At 32.0% G+C, this 20,211-nt stretch carries 20 protein-coding genes and 1 pseudogene; 2 read left to right on the forward strand and 19 right to left on the reverse strand.

The genetic code is table 11. The features are described from left to right. Positions 1-610: 610 nt before the first annotated feature. Entirely contained in the window at positions 611-793 is a 183-nt protein-coding gene (locus AB6T46_RS01960; protein ID WP_370931744.1) for a hypothetical protein, read from the forward strand. Then, positions 793-975, forward strand: a complete 183-nt coding sequence (locus AB6T46_RS01965; RefSeq protein ID WP_370931745.1) for a hypothetical protein — start codon at positions 793-795, stop codon at positions 973-975. Before AB6T46_RS01960 ends, AB6T46_RS01965 begins: the two co-directional genes overlap by 1 nt. A gap of 161 nt (positions 976-1,136) precedes the next feature. Here AB6T46_RS01965 and AB6T46_RS01970 read toward each other — a convergent pair whose 3' ends face one another. The 19 genes and pseudogenes from AB6T46_RS01970 to rimI all read right to left on the reverse strand — a co-directional run bounded on the left by AB6T46_RS01970 (position 1,137) and on the right by rimI (position 20,207). Continuing rightward, positions 1,137-1,331, reverse strand: coding sequence for a hypothetical protein (locus AB6T46_RS01970; protein ID WP_370932069.1), 195 nt, complete (start codon positions 1,329-1,331; stop codon positions 1,137-1,139). Continuing rightward, a pseudogene (locus tag AB6T46_RS01975) lies at positions 1,306-1,884 on the reverse strand (replication initiator protein A). The gene AB6T46_RS01970 and the pseudogene AB6T46_RS01975 overlap by 26 nt, the downstream one beginning before the upstream one ends. Before the next feature lie 237 nt (positions 1,885-2,121). Continuing rightward, on the reverse strand, positions 2,122-4,263 hold the full coding sequence (pnp, locus tag AB6T46_RS01980) for a polyribonucleotide nucleotidyltransferase (RefSeq protein ID WP_370931746.1): 2,142 nt from the start codon (positions 4,261-4,263) through the stop codon (positions 2,122-2,124). A gap of 113 nt (positions 4,264-4,376) precedes the next feature. After that, positions 4,377-4,646 carry a 30S ribosomal protein S15 gene (rpsO, locus tag AB6T46_RS01985; protein ID WP_370931747.1) on the reverse strand — a complete coding sequence of 90 codons (270 nt, stop codon included), beginning with the start codon at positions 4,644-4,646 and terminating at the stop codon, positions 4,377-4,379. Positions 4,647-4,739: 93 nt separating this feature from the next. Further along, positions 4,740-5,672: a tRNA pseudouridine(55) synthase TruB gene (gene truB / locus AB6T46_RS01990; protein ID WP_370931748.1), complete on the reverse strand. Its 933-nt coding sequence runs from the start codon at positions 5,670-5,672 to the stop codon at positions 4,740-4,742. Positions 5,673-5,742: 70 nt separating this feature from the next. Continuing rightward, positions 5,743-6,138: a 30S ribosome-binding factor RbfA gene (gene rbfA, locus AB6T46_RS01995; RefSeq protein ID WP_370931749.1), complete on the reverse strand. Its 396-nt coding sequence runs from the start codon at positions 6,136-6,138 to the stop codon at positions 5,743-5,745. Positions 6,139-6,149: 11 nt separating this feature from the next. Further along, complete coding sequence (gene infB, locus AB6T46_RS02000) at positions 6,150-8,756, reverse strand: translation initiation factor IF-2 (RefSeq protein WP_370931750.1); 2,607 nt, start codon at positions 8,754-8,756, stop codon at positions 6,150-6,152. Continuing rightward, the gene (locus AB6T46_RS02005) at positions 8,756-9,385 is read right to left on the reverse strand and encodes an RNA-binding protein (protein WP_370931751.1); all 630 of its coding nucleotides are present in this window, start codon (positions 9,383-9,385) and stop codon (positions 8,756-8,758) included. The genes infB and AB6T46_RS02005 overlap by 1 nt, the downstream gene beginning before the upstream one ends. Before the next feature lie 10 nt (positions 9,386-9,395). Next, positions 9,396-10,946 (reverse strand): transcription termination factor NusA, encoded by a 1,551-nt coding sequence (gene nusA, locus AB6T46_RS02010; RefSeq protein WP_370931752.1) that lies wholly within the window; start codon positions 10,944-10,946, stop codon positions 9,396-9,398. A gap of 29 nt (positions 10,947-10,975) precedes the next feature. Continuing rightward, positions 10,976-11,569: a ribosome maturation factor RimP gene (rimP, locus tag AB6T46_RS02015; RefSeq protein ID WP_370931753.1), complete on the reverse strand. Its 594-nt coding sequence runs from the start codon at positions 11,567-11,569 to the stop codon at positions 10,976-10,978. 117 nt (positions 11,570-11,686) lie between these two features. After that, positions 11,687-12,385: a tRNA (guanosine(46)-N(7))-methyltransferase TrmB gene (locus AB6T46_RS02020; protein WP_370931754.1), complete on the reverse strand. Its 699-nt coding sequence runs from the start codon at positions 12,383-12,385 to the stop codon at positions 11,687-11,689. Positions 12,386-12,406: 21 nt separating this feature from the next. Beyond that, positions 12,407-13,672 carry a methionine adenosyltransferase gene (gene metK, locus AB6T46_RS02025; RefSeq protein WP_370931755.1) on the reverse strand — a complete coding sequence of 422 codons (1,266 nt, stop codon included), beginning with the start codon at positions 13,670-13,672 and terminating at the stop codon, positions 12,407-12,409. Between the two features lie 101 nt (positions 13,673-13,773). Beyond that, positions 13,774-14,205, reverse strand: a complete 432-nt coding sequence (locus tag AB6T46_RS02030; RefSeq protein ID WP_370931756.1) for a helix-turn-helix domain-containing protein — start codon at positions 14,203-14,205, stop codon at positions 13,774-13,776. 15 nt (positions 14,206-14,220) lie between these two features. Beyond that, positions 14,221-15,771, reverse strand: a complete 1,551-nt coding sequence (lnt, locus tag AB6T46_RS02035) for an apolipoprotein N-acyltransferase (protein WP_370931757.1) — start codon at positions 15,769-15,771, stop codon at positions 14,221-14,223. Positions 15,772-15,838: 67 nt separating this feature from the next. Continuing rightward, positions 15,839-16,792, reverse strand: a complete 954-nt coding sequence (locus AB6T46_RS02040; protein ID WP_370931758.1) for a hemolysin family protein — start codon at positions 16,790-16,792, stop codon at positions 15,839-15,841. Between the two features lie 35 nt (positions 16,793-16,827). Further along, on the reverse strand, positions 16,828-17,301 hold the full coding sequence (ybeY, locus tag AB6T46_RS02045; RefSeq protein WP_370931759.1) for an rRNA maturation RNase YbeY: 474 nt from the start codon (positions 17,299-17,301) through the stop codon (positions 16,828-16,830). Between the two features lie 3 nt (positions 17,302-17,304). Next, a complete protein-coding gene (locus AB6T46_RS02050; RefSeq protein WP_370931760.1) occupies positions 17,305-18,321 on the reverse strand; it encodes a PhoH family protein in 1,017 nt (338 codons plus the stop codon). Then, complete coding sequence (miaB, locus tag AB6T46_RS02055) at positions 18,314-19,711, reverse strand: tRNA (N6-isopentenyl adenosine(37)-C2)-methylthiotransferase MiaB (RefSeq protein WP_370931761.1); 1,398 nt, start codon at positions 19,709-19,711, stop codon at positions 18,314-18,316. The genes AB6T46_RS02050 and miaB overlap by 8 nt, the downstream gene beginning before the upstream one ends. Positions 19,712-19,718: 7 nt before the next feature. After that, positions 19,719-20,207, reverse strand: coding sequence for a ribosomal protein S18-alanine N-acetyltransferase (gene rimI, locus AB6T46_RS02060; protein WP_370931762.1), 489 nt, complete (start codon positions 20,205-20,207; stop codon positions 19,719-19,721). Between the last annotated feature and the right edge of the window lie 4 nt (positions 20,208-20,211).

The following is a 20,211-nucleotide window of genomic DNA, read 5'->3' on the forward strand; positions in this document are numbered from 1 at the left end:
GTGTATAACTACTTAAAATTTATGATTTTTTTGAATTTTACAGATTTTTTTTAAGAAAAAAAATTACTCTTAGTAGGTTTAAAAATAGCCTTATTTGTTTGCGATTTAAACGTTCACTGAGTGTAATTTAAATTTTTTTTAATAAAGTTATATAACCCACAAAATAAGAAAATTGAAGCGTTAGAGGTGTAAAAAATTCCTTTTTTAAGAAATTAAAATATTAAAATTTAGCTATGACATTTCTGGAGTAAATTACACCCTAAATTTTTACTTTTTCTTTTGGTGTAGCTGTTAATTTTTTGCAATTATAATTAATTTATGGTGATGGCAGGATAGCAGTTTGTACGTACAAACTTCTAAAAACAACATTCGCAATGCTCAAGTTAAGGGTTAATAAATGAGGTTTTGAAATGTTAATTTAAAATAATTTATTTTAGCCTTTACAAACAACAAAAAAAGGTTGACTATGAATATAGGTCCTTAGAGTTAACAAGGAGACTAAATTATGAAAAAAATTCTTTTATATATAACATTATTAGCAACATCCTTTTCTCGTTTAAATATTAATGCTCAAGCTACAACTCCAGCTTTAGTAATTTAACTATTAGGATTGCAGAAAGTTATTGACGATACCAATGAAGGAAGTATTTCAGGTGCTGTTACAGGTGGTGCAGCCGGAGCTGTTACAGGAGCAGTAGTTGGAGCAGTAGCTGGGTTTGGTGTATCTGCAGCTGTAGTGTCGTTTAGAAAGGACGTTTGTAAGAGTAAATTTAAAAATATAGGTAATAGCTAATGGAATCTAAATTATTAAAATTTATTATACTTATATTAATAGTTATTGTTGCAAGTGCAATATCTGTATATTTTTCTGTTTATTATTTTAATGAACAATACAAAGATGTACCTTTATTATTATCAAGTGCAATTTGTGGAGCTGCAGCTGCATTATTATTTGTACCTAGAAAAAAGAAATAACTTTAAAGTTGAGTTTTAAAGTTAAACTCTTTCTATTTTTTTACAAAATCCTATAAAGGTTGTAGCTATATTTTTAGCGTTCATAGGTATGTTTTTAGATAAACAAAAAGCTTCTCCAGCCAATAATTAGAAAAATTTTGAAATAATCAACTCCAGAAATGTCATAGTTGAGTTTTCGTGTTTCTATTTTTCTTTTTTTCAACTTTGTTTTTACAAAATCCAAGGAAAGCTTTATCTGGATTTTTATGTGCTTTTGCTTTATGGTATATTTCAGGGTTTAATTTTACTCGTGCAGCTCGTGATGATTTAAACTTTCTATTTTTTTCATAATTACGATTTAAAAATAAGATAGTCATCTTTAAGTGCTAAATCATATTCAGGTATATAGAAATATTCTTTATTTGTTTCTGCAATATTTTTAATTGTACGGTTAAATTCTTTTTGAGAAGATACTGAACCAACTTTATCTTTTAAAAGATTTAAGGATATTTTAAAGTTTAATTTATTACCGTAGTGATTGCGTGCTATTTCATATAAACGGCGTTCTAGTGGTTTTTTAATCTAAAATAATCGCGGTGCAAAGTAAGCACCGGAGTATTTTGTATAGCATAGAATAACTAATCTGATAATTTTAATTATATTACTAACATACAGCCGTTAGGTTCTCTATTAATTTTTCTTTGATCTATTAATCCAAATATATTTGTAGTTAGTTTTTGTTCTATTTTTAGCTGTTGTTGATATTGTGGTTACTCTTAACCTAATTAAACCGTCTTTTAGGTTTTGATAACTCACACTAGTCTTTGCTCTATTAGTTGCATGTAAAAAATCATAAACTTTAAATATTACAAATGGCGATATTTCTTTACCTGCTTTCTTTGCTTGCATTAATTGACTAGTAGCAAAAATTTATTTTATATAAGGTAATTTATAAGGTAATTTTTAATAAGGGAGCAATGGACTATCTTGTTAATTAGCGATTAATTAAGCGATAGAGTAAAACTATATATATAAATTTATTTAATTAAAAACATAATATCTAGTTAGTTAATTATATGTTTTAAAATATCTTATTTAACTGTAACAAGGAAGAGTATTAATTTTCCTTGTTACATTATGCTATTTTAAACTATTATAGATAATAAATTATTCATCATCTTTTTTAGTTTGTTTTTCAGCTTCTATTTCTTGTCCATTGGTTTGGTCAATATTTTTCATTGATAAACGTATTTTACCGCGTTCGTCAAAACTTACAAATTTTACCCAAACTTTTTGACCTTCTGATACAATATCAGTTGTCTTATTAACTCTATCATTACTTAGTTGAGAAATATGAACTAAGCCATCTCTACTACCGAAAAAATTAACAAAAGCACCAAAGTCAGTTGTTTTTACTACTGTTCCTTCGTAAATTACCCCTATTTCAGGTTCCGCAACTATGGAATGAATCCAGTTTCTTGCGGCTTCTATAGTTTTAACGCTAGCTGAAGAGATAGTAACATTACCATTATCTTCAATATTAATTTTAGCGCCGGTTTTTTCAACAATTTCGCGGATAATTTTTCCACCGGTTCCAATAACTTCACGGATCTTCTCTACAGGGATTTGCATAACTTCTACTCTAGGAGCAAAGTCACCTAATTCACTACGAGCATTAGATAGTGCTTTGGACATTTGTTCTAGGATATGCATACGTCCTTTTTTTGCTTGATTAAGTGCAATATCCATAATTTCATGAGTGATACCATTTATTTTGATATCCATTTGTAAAGCAGTAATACCTTCTTGGGTACCGGCTACTTTGAAATCCATATCGCCTAAATGATCTTCATCACCTAATATATCTGATAATACAGCAAATTTTTCATCTTCTTTGATTAAGCCCATAGCTATACCTGCTACGGGTCTTACTAAAGGTACACCTGCATCCATTAATGCTAAAGAAGTGCCGCAGACAGTAGCCATAGAAGATGAGCCGTTAGATTCAGTTATTTCAGATACTACACGTAAAGTGTAAGGAAATTTTTCTTTACTTGGTAACATAGGACGAATAGCACGCCAAGCTAACTTACCGTGACCTATTTCACGTCTACCTGGTGAACCGAAACGACCTGTTTCACCTACAGAATAAGGTGGAAAATTATAATGTAATAAGAAAGTTTCTTTATGCAGACCGGTTAAATTATCAACATATTGTTCATCATCTCCGGTACCTAGAGTAGCAACAACTAAAGCTTGAGTTTCTCCTCGTGTGAATAGGGCGGAGCCGTGCGTTCTAGGTAGTAAACCTACTTCACTACAAATAGGACGCACAGTTTCTAGATCACGTCCATCAATACGATTTAATCCATCTAAAATATTCCAGCGTACTATACGACTTTGTAGTTTTTTAAAGGTATTTAATATTTTATTTTCATTATAGAGATTGTCATCAGTATCCTGGTTAAGAAAATGTTGTTTAACTTTTTCTTTTATATTATTAATGGTTTCATAACGAGCTGTTTTATCGGTTATCTGATAAGCAGTACGTAGATCTTGTTCAAACAAGCTAAATATTTTTTCATCTAAAGTTGAAGTATCTTCAGTAGAAAAATTTCTTGGAGGTTTTGCTGCTACTTCAGCTAATTCTATAATTGCATCAATAACCGGCTTAAATTGTTTATGTCCAAAAGCTACCGCATTTAACATTATTTCTTCAGATAATTCTTGTGCTTCAGATTCTACCATTAATACTGCATCAGTAGTACCAGCTACAACTAAATCTAGTGCTGATTCAGGCATTTCATCAATATTAGGGTTTAGAATAAATTCGCCATTAATATATCCTACTCTTGCTCCAGCAATAGGCCCCATGAAGGGAACACCTGAAAGTGTTAAAGCTGCAGATGCAGCGATGATAGAAACAATATCAGGATTATTTTCTAGGTCATGCTGTAAAACAGTAATAATGATTTGCGTTTCATTTTTATATCCATCAACGAATAAAGGACGTATCGGACGGTCGATTAAACGAGAAACTAATGTTTCATTTTCGCTAGGGCGACCTTCACGTTTCAAATATCCGCCAGGGATTTTACCAACGGCATAGTTTTTTTCTTGGTAGACTACTGTTAAGGGGAAAAAATCTTGATCTTCTTTTGATTCTTTTTCTGATACAACTGTAGCTAATACTATTGTTTCACCATATGTTACCATTACAGCAGCATCAGCTTGCCTGGCTATATGTCCTGTTTCAATTTTTAAGGGGCGTCCGGCCCATTCTAGTTCTATTTTTTTTATGTCAAACATTATAAATTCCTAAACACATGCAAGACAATAAGCATTTTATAGAATAAAAGGCTAATAATCCTGCCATGTGTAATTGTTAAAATTAGTAAAGAGCAGATATCTGCTCTTTAAAGTTAGCGACGTAAGCCTAAACGAGCTATTAATGATTGATAGCGATTCTTATCTGTTTTAATTAGATAATCTAACAGACGACGACGTAAAGAGACCATTTTAAGCAAACCACGACGAGAATGGTTATCTTTTTTGTGGTTTTTAAAATGCTCTGTTAAGTTAGCAATACGTTCTGTTAATATCGCTACTTGTACTTCAGCTGAACCAGTATCAGTTGCATTTGTAGCATATTCTTTAATAAGTTCTTGTTTACGTTCATTGGTTATCGACATCGTTATTCCTTTCAAAAATTCCTATAGCCGAGATGTCGCTCAGCCACGGTCAGCGTTATTTTAGTATAAAAATAACAAAATTACTATATATTTTTATTCGATATATGCATTAAATACTTTTTTTGGATAAAAAACACCATGCGTTACACATCCTAACGCAATAATATCATCATTATATTTTACACAAAAAGCATCAAAATCAGTTATATTATTTCTTAATAATATAGGTCTACCATGACTAATATCAATAACCTCTTGTTTACAAATGTTAGATTGAGGTAAATTAGTTAACGCCATCAAAGGGCTGATTAAAAGGTTATCAAGAGTTTCTAAGTCATCAGTTGCAGTTTCACTGCTTAAGGCATCTAATTGTTCTTTACTAATCATTGTAGACTCAGTAAAAGGTAAAACTGATAAACGTCGTAAATAACTTATATGACCAAAACAGTTTAATTCTCTTCCTAAATCACGTGCTAATGATCTTATGTAGGTACCTTTACCACATTTAACCATGAAGCTAGTCATATTTTCTGTATGTTCTATTATTTCAAATGAAGATATTTCTACTGTTCGTGGTTGAAGAGCAGGGGTATTACCATTTCTGATTAGATCATAGGCGCGGACGCCGTTAATTTTTAGAGCTGAATAAAGAGGAGGGTGTTGTAATAATTTACCAGTATATTTAGGTAATAATTCTTCTATAGACTCACGAGTTGGACGATTGGTAGAGCTTTCTGTGATTTCGCCTTCAAGGTCGTCAGTAGATCTTTCTTGACCCCAAGTAACTTTAAATATATAGCTTTTTTCACCATCCATAACATAGCTAACGGTTTTAGTAGCACTGCCTAATGCTATTGGTAACATACCTGAAGCTAAAGGATCTAAAGTTCCTGCATGACCAACTTTTTGTGCCTTGAATAGCTTTTTTATATAGCTAACTGCTTCTGTAGAGCCCATAGCGTGAGGTTTATCAAAAATTAACCAACCAGAAATGTCACGACCCCGTGCTTTAAAGTTTTTTTTCACTTTAATTAACCTTCATAGTAATAGATTTGTAAAATGTGATAGATTATAAATAATTTTATTTATGTAGCTTTTATGATTCATCATTATTATTGATATCTCTGTTTGAGATATCATTTTGAAGTAAAGAATTTATTTTAGCAAAATTCTCAAACGATTTATCAATTAAAAAACGAAATTTAGGCATATATTTCATTTGTTTTAAGGCAGGGGTAACCCTGCCTCGGATGAATTTTGCTCTGTTATTTAAAAAAGTTTCTAATGCTTCTAAATTATTACTACCAATAGCAGAAAAAAAACAAGTAGCTAGCTTAAGATCAGGTGTCATTCTAACTTCAGTAATAGAAATTATAACATTATCTAAGATAGAATCTTGTAATTCTTTTCTATTAAAAAATTCTGATAGTGCATGTCTTACATGTTCTGATACTTTTAATTGTCTTTGAGATGCTTCTATTGGTGAACGCATGATAAAAATTCCTATAAGCTACGAGAAAAATGTTCTACGCGGAATGCTTCTATAATGTCCCCTACATGCATATCTTCATAATTTTCGAAAGCCATACCACATTCTTGCCCAGAAAATGCTTCTGAAACTTCATTTTTAAATCTTTTTAGAACTTTTAGTTTACCTTCATGGATGACAACATTATCACGAATTAGACGTACGCCAGCACCGCGTTCAATCTTACCTTCTGTAATTCGACATCCAGCAATTTTGCCAACTTTAGTGATATTAAATATTTCTAACACTTCAGCATTACCAAGGAAAGTTTCACGTCTTTCAGGAGTTAATAATCCTGACATAATAGATTTAATATCATCAACTAGATCATAAATTATATTATAATAATTTAGGGTAATATTTTGCGAATTAGCAGCATCTTTGGCTTGTTTAGTAGCTCTAACATTAAAACCTATTATCATAGCATTTGATGCTTCAGCTAAAGATATATCTGTTTCAGTTATACCGCCAACACCAGCATAAATAATATGAGCACGTACTTCGTTAGTGTTAAGTTTTTCCAATGAATTTACAATAGCTTCCACTGATCCTTGTACGTCAGCTTTGATTACTAATGGGAATTCTTTAAGATCTGATGTCTGTAATTGGTTCATCATTTGTTCTAACGAACCACGTGCACTAGTTTGTTTAGCAATCGCTTTTTCGCGTTGTTGTCTTGCACGATATTCGGCTATTTCTCTAGCTTGCGATTCATGTTTAACAACTGCTAAACGATCTCCGGCTTGTGGGGCGCCTTGTAAGCCTAAGATTTCAACGGGCATAGAAAGTGATGCGTTAGGGATATGTTTCCCGTGATCATTGATCAAAGCTCTTACTCTACCCCATTTACTACCTGCTATTACAATATCACCAAGCGATAATGTACCTTTTTGTATCAATACAGTGGTGACAGTACCTCTACCTTTATCTAATTTAGCTTCTATAACGGTACCTTCAGCATTTCTTTTTGGATCTGCTTTTAAGTCTAACATTTCTGCTTGTAGTAAAATAGTATCTAGTAATTTATTTAGATTAGTACCTTCTTTCGCAGAAACTTCAACCTCTAGAACATCTCCACCCATAGTTTCAACAAATACTTCATGTTGTAGTAATTCACTTTTTACTCGTTGCGGATCAGCATCAGGTTTGTCTATTTTATTTATAGCTACAATTATTGGTACATTAGCTGCTTTAGCATGTTTAATAGATTCTATAGTTTGTGGCATAACTCCATCATCAGCAGCTACAACTAAAATAGCTATATCAGTAATTTGCGCACCTCTAGCACGCATAGCTGTAAAAGCTGCGTGTCCTGGAGTATCAATAAAGGTTACTTTTTTGTTATTATGTTCAACTTGATATGCACCAATATGTTGAGTAATGCCGCCTGCTTCAGATGAGACAGTATTAGATTTACGAAATGCGTCTAATAAAGAAGTTTTTCCATGATCAACATGACCCATAACGGTTACAACTGGAGGACGTGAAACAAAATTATCGGGATTGTCGCTTACATTAACGAAGGCTTCTTCTACATCTGATTCTGCAACTCTACGAACTATATGACCAAAATCTTCGGCTATAAGTTGTGCCATATCCGCTTCTATAACATCGCCTGGTTTTAGCATTTGACCTTGTTTCATTAAATATTTTATAACATCAACAGATCTTTCGGCCATACGTTGTGCTAATTCCTGCAAGGTTATTGTTTCAGGTATAATAACTTCTCGCGAAATTTTTTCTTTTACTTCAACTTGCATAGATTTTTTAATTTTTTCTTGTCTACGACGCATTGAAGCAATAGAACGACCGCGGATTTGTTCTTCATCATCAAAAACCGTAGAAATAGTTATTTTATTACGGCGTTTAGTATCTGTTGTACGATTAGTACGTGGAGCTTTACTAGCATCAGCTTTGGTTACATTGCTACGACGAGGAGTATTACTCTCAGTTTCAGGTCGTTTAGGTGCAGTAGTTTTTACATTAAATTTATCTTCTTTTTTCTCAATAGTATTAGGAAGGCTTTTAATGTTCTTACTATCATTAGTTACATCTGTGGGTTTTTTAGGGGTAACATCTTTGGTTAATTTATTTGGTGATTCAATTGGTGGAATAACAGTAGGTGAAACAGATTCTGGCTCACTAGCTCTTAATTTTGCTGCTTCTAATTCAGCAGCGATACGCTCTTTTTCACGCTGCGCTTCTTCTTGTTCTAAAATAATTTTTCGTTGTTGTGCTGCTTGTAAGGCTTGTTTACGTGCTTCTTGTTCAGCCACAGATAAATTTTGTGAAAAATTATTATTGAGATTGGAGTTGATAGCTGTGGTTTTTCTTCTACTATTATTAGCTACACGAGGTTGAGCAAAAGTCTGAGTAACAGAATTGTTAGTATTATCTGAATTAGCTTGATTATCATGTAATTTAAATTTACGACGTTTATTCTCAACTACAATTTGCTTTTTAGGAGCCGATAGAGAACGTCCGCTAGATGATAGTTTATTATTAGGGCTAACAGGAGTAGTTTTCAACGTAAGAGTCTTACGGGTATTATCTGAGGATATGTTAGTTTTTTTGTCAGTCATTATGTTTCCCTTGTATCCCTTATATCATCTTTTAGAATTTTTTGTGAATCATCTCGATAATTAGATAAATATTGAATACGTTTTATTATATCAGCTGTACGAAGATCTTTAAGAACAGCAAGATGCATAATAATAGCACGTCCAAATATTAAAATCATCTCATCATTTGAAAAAAGTGATAAAATAATAGGTGATTTTTGATTAGCATGTTTATAACTATAAACTGCCTGATTTATTTTGCGTTTTCCATCTGCGGCTGCTTCACGACTATGTAATATAAGTGATAATCTCCCTTGTTTAGCAAGAGAGATAATTTGAGTAGAGCCTAAGATAACTAACCCAGCTTTTTTTAACAGAGAAAGTGTTTTTAAGCAAGATATAGTTAATAATTTATCAATCATGTCCAATAAAGCGTCTGGTATAATTACCTTATTTTTAAAGGCGCGACTGAATAAGTTTTTTTCGATTGCCTGGGAAACAAAATTTTTATTAGCAGTTACCCAACAACCACGACCAGGTAGATTGCATTTTATGTCTGGAGTTAAAACTCCAGTAGGAGAAAGAACGAATCTAATTAATTCGCTGCTATCTTTACATATTTTTGTTACTATGCATCTTCTGTCGCTCATAAATATTTCTCTATTTATCGTTTAACCAACCACAAAGCTTGCGTGCTTCGAGGATCATTGTTTCTGCTTCCTTACGAGAGATGTCAAAAGAAGATAAAACGCCGGTATGAGTTTTAGTTTCATGTCCATTTTTCTCTTGCCATCCAACTAAATCATCGACTGCGTAACCAGCAAAATCCTCAATAGTTTTTACGCCTTCTTCACCTAGAGCAATCAACATAGCAGTGGTAAGACCTGGAATTTTATATAATTCTTCAGAAACTCCTAGATCCATACGTTTACTATTTTGAATTTTTTCTTCCTCATTTAAGTGAGCTTTAGCACGAGATTGTAATTCATCTATAGTATCTTCATCGAATTCACTAATAGAAATTAATTCATTAGGATCAACATATGCTATTTCTTCTATTGATGTAAATCCTTCTGAAGCAAGAATTTTAGCAATCATTTCATCCACATTTAATACAGACATAAATAATTGGGTGCGATCGTTAAATTCTTTTTGTCGACGAGTAGTCTCTTCTTGTTCGGTTAAAATATCAATATCCCAACCAGTTAACTGTGATGCTAAACGTACATTCTGACCGCGGCGACCAATAGCTAAGCTTAATTGTTCGTTAGGAACTACAACATCTATTCTATTCTGATCTTCATCTAATACAACCTTCGATACTTCTGCTGGTTGTAAAGAATTAACAATAAAAGTTGCTGGATCAGGCGACCAATGAATAATATCAACTTTTTCACCTTGTAATTCTGTAACAACTGCTTGAACCCTAGCTCCACGTAAACCAACACAAGCGCCTACAGGATCTATAGAAGCATCTCTAGAAACTACGGCAATTTTTGCTCTAGAACCAGGATCACGAGAGACAGATTTTAATTCAACTATACCATCATAAATTTCAGGAACTTCCATTGCAAATAATTTGGCCATAAATTGCGGATGTGTTCGTGAAAGAAATATTTGCGGACCTTTTTGTTCTCTTCTAACTTCATAAAGATAAGCGCGAATACGGTCACCATAGCGGTAATTTTCCCGAGGAATTAGTTCATCACGGCGTATAAGAGCTTCACCTTTACCTAGGTCAACAATAATGTTGCCATATTCAACACGCTTCACAATACCATTTATTATTTCACCAACACGCGGCGTATATTCTTCTATTTGACGATCTCTTTCAGCGTCACGAACTTTTTGTTTAATAACTTGTTTTGAAGATTGAGCAGCAATTCTACCTAAATTCAAGGCGGGTAGTTCTTCAGCTATGAAATCACCTATCTTGGCTGTAGGATCTTTTTGTTGAGCTTGTTCTAAAGAAATCTCGCGGGAAAAAAACTCAGGGAATTCAACGACTTGTAAGAATCTTTGGATGCGAATATCGCCTGTTTTAGAATTAATATCAACTCTAATATCTGTTTCTTGACCATAACGGGCTTTAGCGGCTTTTTGAATAGCATCTGCCATAGCAGATAAAACTATTTCTCTATCAATAGATTTTTCACGAGCAACGGCTTCAGCAATTTGTAATAGCTCTAATTTACTTGCGCTTATAGTCATGCGTGTCTCCTTAGTCTTAGGTCAGACTGTTATGATAAATTTTCATCAGTATTATTATTTTTTGCTAGTTGTTTTTCTTTTTTTAAGGTTTCTTTGATTAATTCATCGGTTAAAATTAAGCGTCCTGATTCATAATTGTCATATGCAATGAAAATACTCTCAATATTATCATAAGATAATTGATCAGAATAAATATTAAAACCTAGATCGGTTGGATTTTGTATTATCCCTCGAAAGCGTTTGCGTTCATGAATTAGGTTAATCGTCTCTACTTTAGCTAAATGACCTTCCCATTTTTCAAAATCAGTTTTTCTAACCAACGGTCTATCAATACCAGGAGAAGAAATTTCAAGGTGATATTTTTGTGGAATGATATCAGCTACATCTAATAAAGGAGATAATGTGCGGCTAATAAATTCACAATCATTAATAGTTAGCGTTCCATCAGGTCGTTCAATCATAACTTGTAATGTGTTACCATTAAGACCAGAAAAATAAATACGAACAGCTCTAAAGCCTAAAGAATGCAGAGTAGGTAAAATTATATTTGCTACTTTAGCTTCTAATCCACTTTCTTTAATTAAGCGGTCATCATTATATATATTATTTTCTGAGTTAGTCATTAACGCTCCTATAGGTTTAAATCTTATAGTAATAAAAAAGAGCAGGCACTGCCTACTCTTGCAAACAAGATTTACTATAGTATAACAGTTTATTTATTTATTTTCAAGGATTTAACCTTAACTTTTTCTAAAAGTTAAGTAATGTGGTGTTCTACCTTCTCGTAAGGCTTTTTGTTCGTATCTTGTACTGATCCACCCGGGGTAAGCTGTATAGTAATCTAGTGGATGTTCCAGTTGCCAATGAAGAAATTTATTCTGATTGATATGCGCTAATGTCCAAGTTACATAGCTTTCAATATCGCTAGCGAATCTAAAAATACCATCTTTTTTTAGTAATCTTGCAAAATGATCTAGGTTACTTTTATTAAGAAAACGTCTTTTCCAATGTCTTTTTTTAGGCCAAGGATCCGGATAAAGTAAATCAATTACTGATAATTGTTCTGAAGGTAAATAATTTAACAAATTGACAGCATCATCATTATACAACCGTAATCTTTTACATAAATTAGGGTCTAATTCTAATTTAGATAATAATTTACCTATACCATTTATAAAAGGTTCAACGCCAATGAAGCCAGTGGTAGGATTTTGTTGCATTCTATGTAGTAAATGTTCACCGCCACCGAAGCCAATCTCTAATTGAAAATTCGTTAAAGTTATTGGAAATAATTCTTGTAAATTACTGATTTTATCTTCATTTATAGAAATTAAAAGATCAGGTAATAATGACTCAGATAAATTCTTTTGAGATAAACCTAAAGGTCGACCTTTTCTGCGTCCAAAAAAACCACGAGTTAGAAGATTATCATCAGTCATTATATTCTAAATCCACTGAAATTATAAAGGGAATCTTGCTTGTAATTTATCGATAAGATCTAATTTTTCCCAAGAAAAACTACCATCTTCTCCAGCATCCCTACCAAAATGACCATAAGTTGAGGTAACAGCATAAATAGGGCGATTTAAACATAAATGTTTTCTTATGCCAGAAGGTGATAAATCTACTAAGTCTCGTAAAGCATTAGCCATATCTCTTTCATCTATAGAGCTCGTATTATGAAAATTTACATAAATAGACAAAGGATGCGACACACCAATTGCATAAGCTAATTGAATAGTGCAACGTTCTGCTAAGTTAGCCGCCACAATATTTTTAGCTAAATAACGTGCTGCATAAGCTGCTGAACGATCTACTTTAGTTGTATCTTTACCAGAAAAAGCGCCGCCACCATGAGGAGCAGCTCCACCATAAGTATCAACAACAATTTTTCTACCAGTTAAACCAGCGTCTCCATCTGGACCTCCAATAACAAATTTACCGGTAGGATTAATATACCAGCAACAATCTTCTGCTATCTTTATGTCAGCAAGAGCTAATCTTATATAAGGCTCTACAACAGATCTAACTTTGTTCGAGTCCCAATCTTCTATTAAATGTTGTGTCGAAAGCACAATTTGTGTCACTAATTTTGGTTTACCATTCTCATATTTAATAGTAATTTGACTTTTAGAATCAGGACCTAAAAATGCAGCTTCTCCTTCTTTATTTCTACGAGCTTTAGAAAGTAGTTCTAAAATACGATGAGAATAATAAATAGGGGCGGGCATTAGCGCAGGCGTTTCGCGGCAAGCATAACCAAACATAATCCCTTGATCGCCAGCACCTTCATTAGTATGAGAAGAATTGACATGATCAACTCCGCGCGCGATATCAATTGATTGGCTATGTAGTAATACATCTATTTGTACTTTTTCCCAGTGAAAACCAGGCTGCTCATAACCAATAGAACGAATAATTTCCCGTGCTAATGTTTGGAAAGGGAGAGGATCAATAATAGGATTACCGTAAGAATCTTTCATTAAATGACCTGATGAATCTTTTTTTAATAAAGTTTCAGGAACTCTTACCTCGCCAGCAATTATTAGTTTATTTGTGGTAGCTAAAGTCTCAGCGGCTACTCTTACACACCAGGGATCCATACCTGTCTTTATTGCTTCTTTATAAATCATATCTACTATTTCGTCAGATATGCGATCACAGATTTTATCAGGATGTCCTTCAGAGACTGATTCACTGGTAAAATAATAACTATTAGATAACATAAGGGTCTCACATATATACTATCAACAAGGTAAGTTAAAGATAGTTTATTTAAAATTCTTCATAGTTGGCTGATTATAAAGATTTTTTCAATAAAATAAAGTTATTTTTCAGATTTTAATAATGTTTCCGTTAATCGTATAATTTCTTTTCTAAATTTTTCTGATTCAATTTTTTCAAATAATTTTATTAATTTTATTGTATCTTTCATTTTTCGTGCATCCGCGTCTTCTGATTCTCTTAAAATAAATTTTTGCGCTTCTTTTACTGGAAATTCAGCTTTATCCTGTTCACCCTCTTTTTGAAAAAAAAAACTAAGCGGAACTTCTAGTAAACGTGCAATTTCTAGTAAGCTACTAGCACTAATTCTATTAATACCTTTTTCATATTTTTGTATTTGTTGGAAAGTAACGCCCAGCAATTTCCCTAATTGTTTTTGGGTTATTCCTAAGGCGCGTCTTTGTTTATTAATACGATTGCCAACTTGGATATCAATATGATTATATTTCTTATTCTTTTTTTGTAAAAATTTCATAATTCCTCAGAAATGCTAATTATTTCGTTTATGATGTATTTTATCCATAAAATTATTTAATATTATATGATTGAATCTGTATATAGTAAACAAATAGCTTGTTATGTACAACAACAACCAAAAAAAGAATAGTTTTTCATCATCAAATTTTTTAATTATCGAATCTGCAGTTGCTGGAATATATGAATCTATTACTCCTATTTCATTGTATCCTAACGAAGATATGACCCGACCATAGCTATCAACTACCGCTGATATCCCGTTATTAGCTGCTCGTATTAAAGGTATACCTAAAGAAACAGCGCGTAATTGAGCTTGATGGAAATGTTGATGTGGACCTGCCGTATTTCCATACCAGCCGTCATTACTAACGTTTAATATAGCTTGTAATGGGGGATCAATCAATGAAATAGTAGGACTAAAAATAACTTCGTAACATATTAAAGCTAAAAAAGATAATTTAGAATTTATTGTAAAGTTAGTATTTTTCTCTCCAGCGGTAAAACCAGCAGGAATAGTAGTAAATTCTCTAATTGGTAATTTTTTTAAATAATTAGAAAAAGGTATATATTCACCAAAAGGAACAAGATGACTTTTATCTTTATAAGCAATTATATTAGCTTGGTTATTAATTGCTATTATTGAATTAAATATTTTATCTTTTTCGCCTCTTAAGGCTCCGCTAATTAGTATTTGCTCTGGTAATAATATTTTAGCTAGACGTTTTATAATTAAATCATTTTTTTTAACTATGTAGGGAATAGCTGTTTCTGACCATAAAATAATATCAGGAGCTTTATTAGGGGATAATTTACTTTTTTGTAAGGATAAATTAATTAATTTATCTAAAATATATTCGCTGTAGTTGGCTTGCCACCGCAATGAGGCTGTAATAGAAGGCTGTACAATACGTATAGTAACATTGCTAGGTTGATCCGCTATGTTAGGAGCATTAGATAATCTATAGACACCCCATCCAAACCATATAAGTAATAAGAATATAAAGAATAATATAGATGTGGTTCTTGTTTTTTTATAAAAAAATAATAACGGTAAGCTAAATATTAAGATACTAAAAAACATTAAGCCGGATATACCTATTAAAGATATTAGTTGCATAGTAACAGGGAAAGGTGCAGCCATATATGCTATAAGATTCCAGGGAAAACCAGTAAATAAGACACTACGTAACCATTCAAAAAAACTTATATTAATTACAAAGGCTATTAAAAAACTAAATTTACTTTTACCCATAACGGCCGTTAAAGCAAAAGCTAAGCCATAATAAATACTTAAGATGCTAGGTAAAATTAAATAGCAGAGGGGGAAAAATAATAAGGGAATCTGCGCTTCGTTAATTATGGTGGAGCCTAACCAAAAAAGGCTGGAAAAAAAATATCCACAGCCAAAAAAATATCCTAAAAAAAATTTTTTTCTGATCTTTGTTTTATTATCTATACTAGCATCTGTAGTAGATATTATTAAATATAATAATATTGGAAATATAAAAAAAGGAAGAAAAAATATTTTATAAGGAGGTAAAGCAAGATTAGCTAAAATTCCCAATATAACAGATAGTAAATATAACTTTTTCGACGGTAAATGTGTTATTAGTCGAATTATTAAGTTAATGTTATTCATGGGAATTAATTTTACGTACTCTTACACGAATTATTCTTCTAGAATCTGCTTTTATAATTTGAAATTTAAAGTGTGGAGAAAAATCTATAGTTTCTCCTGTAGTAGGAATACGGTCAATAAGAGACACAATCAGACCGCCGAGAGTATCGACTTCTTCTGCTGATTCTGGATCTACTATGAAGTCATCACCTAGAGCTAGTTTGAGATCAGCTAATTCAATGCGCGCATCAGATATCCAAGAATTATTAGTTTCTTGTGTAATTAATTTTTCTATATTATCATGTTCATCTTCTATATCACCAACAATTAATTCTACTACATCCTCTAGCGATACTAAACCATCTGTACCACCATGTTCATCGATCACTAGCGCCATTTGGATACGGGCAGTTTGCATGCGATTCATTAATTGGGCGGCGGGCATAGAGTTTGGAACAAATAAGACTGGGCGAATAAGGTCAAGTTCACTTAAAGGTTTGTTTAGATCTATGTTAGATAAATTTAAGCAATTTTCATTTTTAGATTTACTATTATTAGTTATATAATTTAATACATCTTTTATATGAACCATACCTTTAGGGTCATCAAGAGTTTCATCGTAAACGGGCATACGAGAATGACTAGAATTACTAAATATAACTAATATATCACCTAATTTTTCTTGAATATCAAAAGCTTTTATATCAGCTCGCGGTATCATAATATCATCAATACGTTGATCACGAAGAGATAAAATATTAGTTAATATGTTGCGTTCTTGCGTAGAAAAAACAGAATCATCTATAAATCCATTAGCAAGGGATTCCCGCAGATTTTCTCTAATAGAAATTTTATTATCGCGTAATTTTTTTGAGAATATTCTGGAAAAAAACGAACTTCGTTCTTCTGCTTCGGTTTCTAAGTTGTTTTTTTCAGGTGTCGACTGACCAGGGTTTTCTTGATTCATTTATCTTGCAATTAATAATAAAAGTTGATCTAAGCTTAGCATATCTCATATGGGTTAGTAATTTCAAGTCTTTTTAATATATTTATTTCTAGATTTTCCATGTTTTGGGCATTTTTAGGATTATCATGGTCGTATCCTAATAGATGTAGTAATCCATGAATTATTAAATAACTAGCATGATGCCAAAAATCCTTATTAAAGTCTTTTGCTTGAGCTGCAATAGTTTCATATGATAAAATAATATCACCTAATAAAGCTGGTAAGTTATCATCTGGGGTTAGTATAACTGTTGGAAAAGATAATACATTGGTAGCACTATCTTTATTGCGCCATTTTTTATTGAGTTTTTTTATTTCCTCCTCATTACTAAAAACTAGGCTTATTTCACTGTTTTGAGTAGATAATTGCAGATATTCCACTGCAGTATTTATTATTATCTCACATTGAGATTTTAGATCTTCTTCGCTTTGCCAGTTGTTATCAATACGACTAATTTCAACATATATCATTTATCAATCTTTGTTATTATTTGTAAAAAAATTATTGTAAGCTTTGATTATTTGCCCAACTAGAGAATGTCTTATAACATCTTCGTCGGTAAAATGGATTATCTTAATATTAGAAATTTTATCTAATACTTTTAATGCTTCTAATAGACCTGATTGTAATGTGTTAGGTAAATCAATTTGGCTCGGATCACCGGTAACTATCATCCTAGACCCTTCACCTAAGCGGGTTAAAAACATTTTCATTTGAGTGGAGGAGGTATTTTGAGCTTCATCTAATATAATAGCAGCATGACGCAAAGTGCGTCCTCGCATAAAGGCTAAAGGAGCTATTTCTATGATGCCTGCTTCTAAATATTTTTCTATTTTTTCATGTGGAAGCATATCATATAAGGAATCATACAAAGGACGTAAATAGGGGTCTATCTTTTCTTTCATATCTCCAGGTAAAAAACCTAGTTTTTCACCTGCTTCTACAGCTGGACGGGATAAGATAATTCTTTCTATTTTACCTTGTTCTAATAACATAGCGGCATGAGCAACGGCTAAGTAAGTTTTACCCGTACCAGCGGGTCCTACACCGAATACTAGATCATGATTTTTTAAGGCGTTTATATATTGTGACTGTCTTTCACTACGTGCAATTAAACGTTTTTTTTGTGTTTCAATTATTGATAAATTTAAATTAGATTTATTTTTTTTAATTTGGGTGTTTTCCACAGCGATTAAGCCTTTTATATCATTTAAAGATGGTAATGAACCGCTACTAATTAAAAAATAAAGCTGTTTTAAAACTGATAGCGCTTTATAAATATTTTTTGTATCACCGAAAATATAAATATGGTTTCCGGTATGTTCTATTTCTATATTAAATGTTTCTTCTAAATATTTAAAATTTTCACTATATTGACCTATCATTAATTGAGCATAATTATTGCTAGCAATAGTTATCATTAGTTTGTTAGAATTAATGATGTTAACTAAAAAATCTGTAGAATTATAGCAACTTATTTCATTATCCATAAATTAAATTTTCCTTATTTATGTTTGAAAGAGCTGATACTAATAAACTGTTAGAGCGTATTTCATCAACATGAACATCTATTAAGGAACCTATTTCATAATTACCTTCTATGACCATTGGTAATAACCAAGGAGATCTACCTACCATTTGTTCTGGGTGTTTTCCTAATTTTTCTATTAAAATCTGTGTTTTCATATTAATCTTTGATTTTTGAAAACTATGTTGCTGCTCTAATAATAAATTTTGTAAAATTTGTAGCCTTTCATTTTTAACAGATTCTTCTATCTGTTGTTCCATTAAAGCGCCCGTTGTACCTGTACGAGGAGAATATTTAAACGAATAGGAAGAAGCATAAAATATATCTTTTACTAGGGTTAGAGTATCTTCAAAGTCTTTATCAGTTTCTCCAGGGAAACCAACAATAAAATCACCTGATAAAGCTATTTCAGGACAATATTCTCTAATAGTATATATTAATTCGCGGTATTGATCAGCAGTGTGACGGCGATTCATGGCCTTTAAGATTTTATCTGAACCTGATTGAATCGGTAAATGTAAATAGGGCATTAATTTAGGGATATCTCTATGTGCTTCTATTAATTTTAGATCCATATCTAAGGGGTGGCTGGTTGTATATCGTAGTCTATAAAGATCTTTGAATTCAGCTAGATGATAAAGTAAATCACCTAGGCTCCATAAATTTCCATTATCATCTTTACCTTGCCAAGCATTAACATTTTGACCTAACAAGGTTATTTCTCTTACACCAGCATCGAGTAATTTATTAACTTCTGTTACAATTTGATGAACTGGACGCGATACTTCCATACCTCTGGTATAAGGTACTACACAAAAAGTACAGAATTTATCACAACCTTCTTGGATAGTAACAAAGGCACTGACACCTCTTTTTTTAATAGTTGTGTTAGATACTTTGATGTCTTGAGCAAATTTATCTTCTACTGCAAATTCAGTATCAATTATATTTTTACCATTTTTAACTTCAGTTAAAAATTCAGGTAAGCGGTGATAACTCTGTGGACCTAATACTAGGTCAACTATAGGTGCACGCCTTCTTATTTCTTTTCCCTCAGCTTGAGCAACGCAACCAGTGACACCTATTGTGATATTTTTACCAGTAGCTAGTTGTTTCTTTTTCAATAATTTTAAGCGACCTAGATCAGAATATAATTTCTCTGCAGCTTTTTCCCGTATATGACAGGTGTTTAATAAGATTAAATCAGCTTCATTAATGTCTTCTGTACGGTTATAACCTTCACTAGTCAGACTATCTTCCATTCTTTGGCTGTCGTAAACATTCATTTGGCAACCATAAGTTTTGATAAATACTTTCTGATTCATTTTGCTTGATGGATTTTTTATATTCATATTTCTATCACTTATATAGATATTCTAATATTAATGCATCACTGCGACTATTAGAATGTTGATAATAATCTTTACGGCATCCTTTTTCTAGAAAACCACATTTAGTATATAGATTTATAGCAGCTGTATTATTTACATCAACCTCTAAAAAGATTTTGCGACATTTTTTTTTACCTAAATAATCTATATTATGTTGTAATAATTTATATCCTAGTCCTTGCTTGTGGTAGTTATGGTCTATACCAAATGAGAGGATTTCTGCTTCATCGGTAATAAATTGTGTTAAAACAAAGCCTATTATTTTGCTAGGTTCTGTTAAATGATAAGATGAAAAAGCAATTAAATTAGGATTTTGTAAAAAGTTTGAAAAAGCTATCTCATCCCAAGCTTCTTGAAATAATTGTGTGTGTATCTGTGACATTTGCTTAGCTTCATGTACAGATGAGTGGCAGATGATAAAAGGGCTTTTTTTGAAAAATTTTTGTAAAAATCGCACGAAT

The sequence above is a fragment of the Bartonella sp. DGB1 genome, assembly GCF_041345015.1.
In the GTDB taxonomy this organism is placed as follows: domain Bacteria; phylum Pseudomonadota; class Alphaproteobacteria; order Rhizobiales; family Rhizobiaceae; genus DGB1.

What these genes read in the sequence shown, in the direction of transcription:
- miaB (WP_370931761.1), bottom strand. Translation starts at nt 19,711, where the DNA reads ATGAATATAAAAAATCCATCAAGCAAAATGAATCAGAAAGTATTTATC.
- rimP (WP_370931753.1), bottom strand. Translation starts at nt 11,569, where the DNA reads ATGACTAACTCAGAAAATAATATATATAATGATGACCGCTTAATTAAA.
- AB6T46_RS01970 (WP_370932069.1), bottom strand. Translation starts at nt 1,331, where the DNA reads ATGACTATCTTATTTTTAAATCGTAATTATGAAAAAAATAGAAAGTTT.
- AB6T46_RS02005 (WP_370931751.1), bottom strand. Translation starts at nt 9,385, where the DNA reads ATGAGCGACAGAAGATGCATAGTAACAAAAATATGTAAAGATAGCAGC.
- rpsO (WP_370931747.1), bottom strand. Translation starts at nt 4,646, where the DNA reads ATGTCGATAACCAATGAACGTAAACAAGAACTTATTAAAGAATATGCT.
- metK (WP_370931755.1), bottom strand. Translation starts at nt 13,672, where the DNA reads ATGTTATCTAATAGTTATTATTTTACCAGTGAATCAGTCTCTGAAGGA.
- nusA (WP_370931752.1), bottom strand. Translation starts at nt 10,946, where the DNA reads ATGACTATAAGCGCAAGTAAATTAGAGCTATTACAAATTGCTGAAGCC.
- rbfA (WP_370931749.1), bottom strand. Translation starts at nt 6,138, where the DNA reads ATGCGTTCACCAATAGAAGCATCTCAAAGACAATTAAAAGTATCAGAA.
- infB (WP_370931750.1), bottom strand. Translation starts at nt 8,756, where the DNA reads ATGACTGACAAAAAAACTAACATATCCTCAGATAATACCCGTAAGACT.
- AB6T46_RS02050 (WP_370931760.1), bottom strand. Translation starts at nt 18,321, where the DNA reads ATGGATAATGAAATAAGTTGCTATAATTCTACAGATTTTTTAGTTAAC.
- AB6T46_RS01965 (WP_370931745.1), top strand. Translation starts at nt 793, where the DNA reads ATGGAATCTAAATTATTAAAATTTATTATACTTATATTAATAGTTATT.
- AB6T46_RS02030 (WP_370931756.1), bottom strand. Translation starts at nt 14,205, where the DNA reads ATGAAATTTTTACAAAAAAAGAATAAGAAATATAATCATATTGATATC.
- AB6T46_RS02020 (WP_370931754.1), bottom strand. Translation starts at nt 12,385, where the DNA reads ATGACTGATGATAATCTTCTAACTCGTGGTTTTTTTGGACGCAGAAAA.
- pnp (WP_370931746.1), bottom strand. Translation starts at nt 4,263, where the DNA reads ATGTTTGACATAAAAAAAATAGAACTAGAATGGGCCGGACGCCCCTTA.
- ybeY (WP_370931759.1), bottom strand. Translation starts at nt 17,301, where the DNA reads ATGATATATGTTGAAATTAGTCGTATTGATAACAACTGGCAAAGCGAA.
- AB6T46_RS02040 (WP_370931758.1), bottom strand. Translation starts at nt 16,792, where the DNA reads ATGAATCAAGAAAACCCTGGTCAGTCGACACCTGAAAAAAACAACTTA.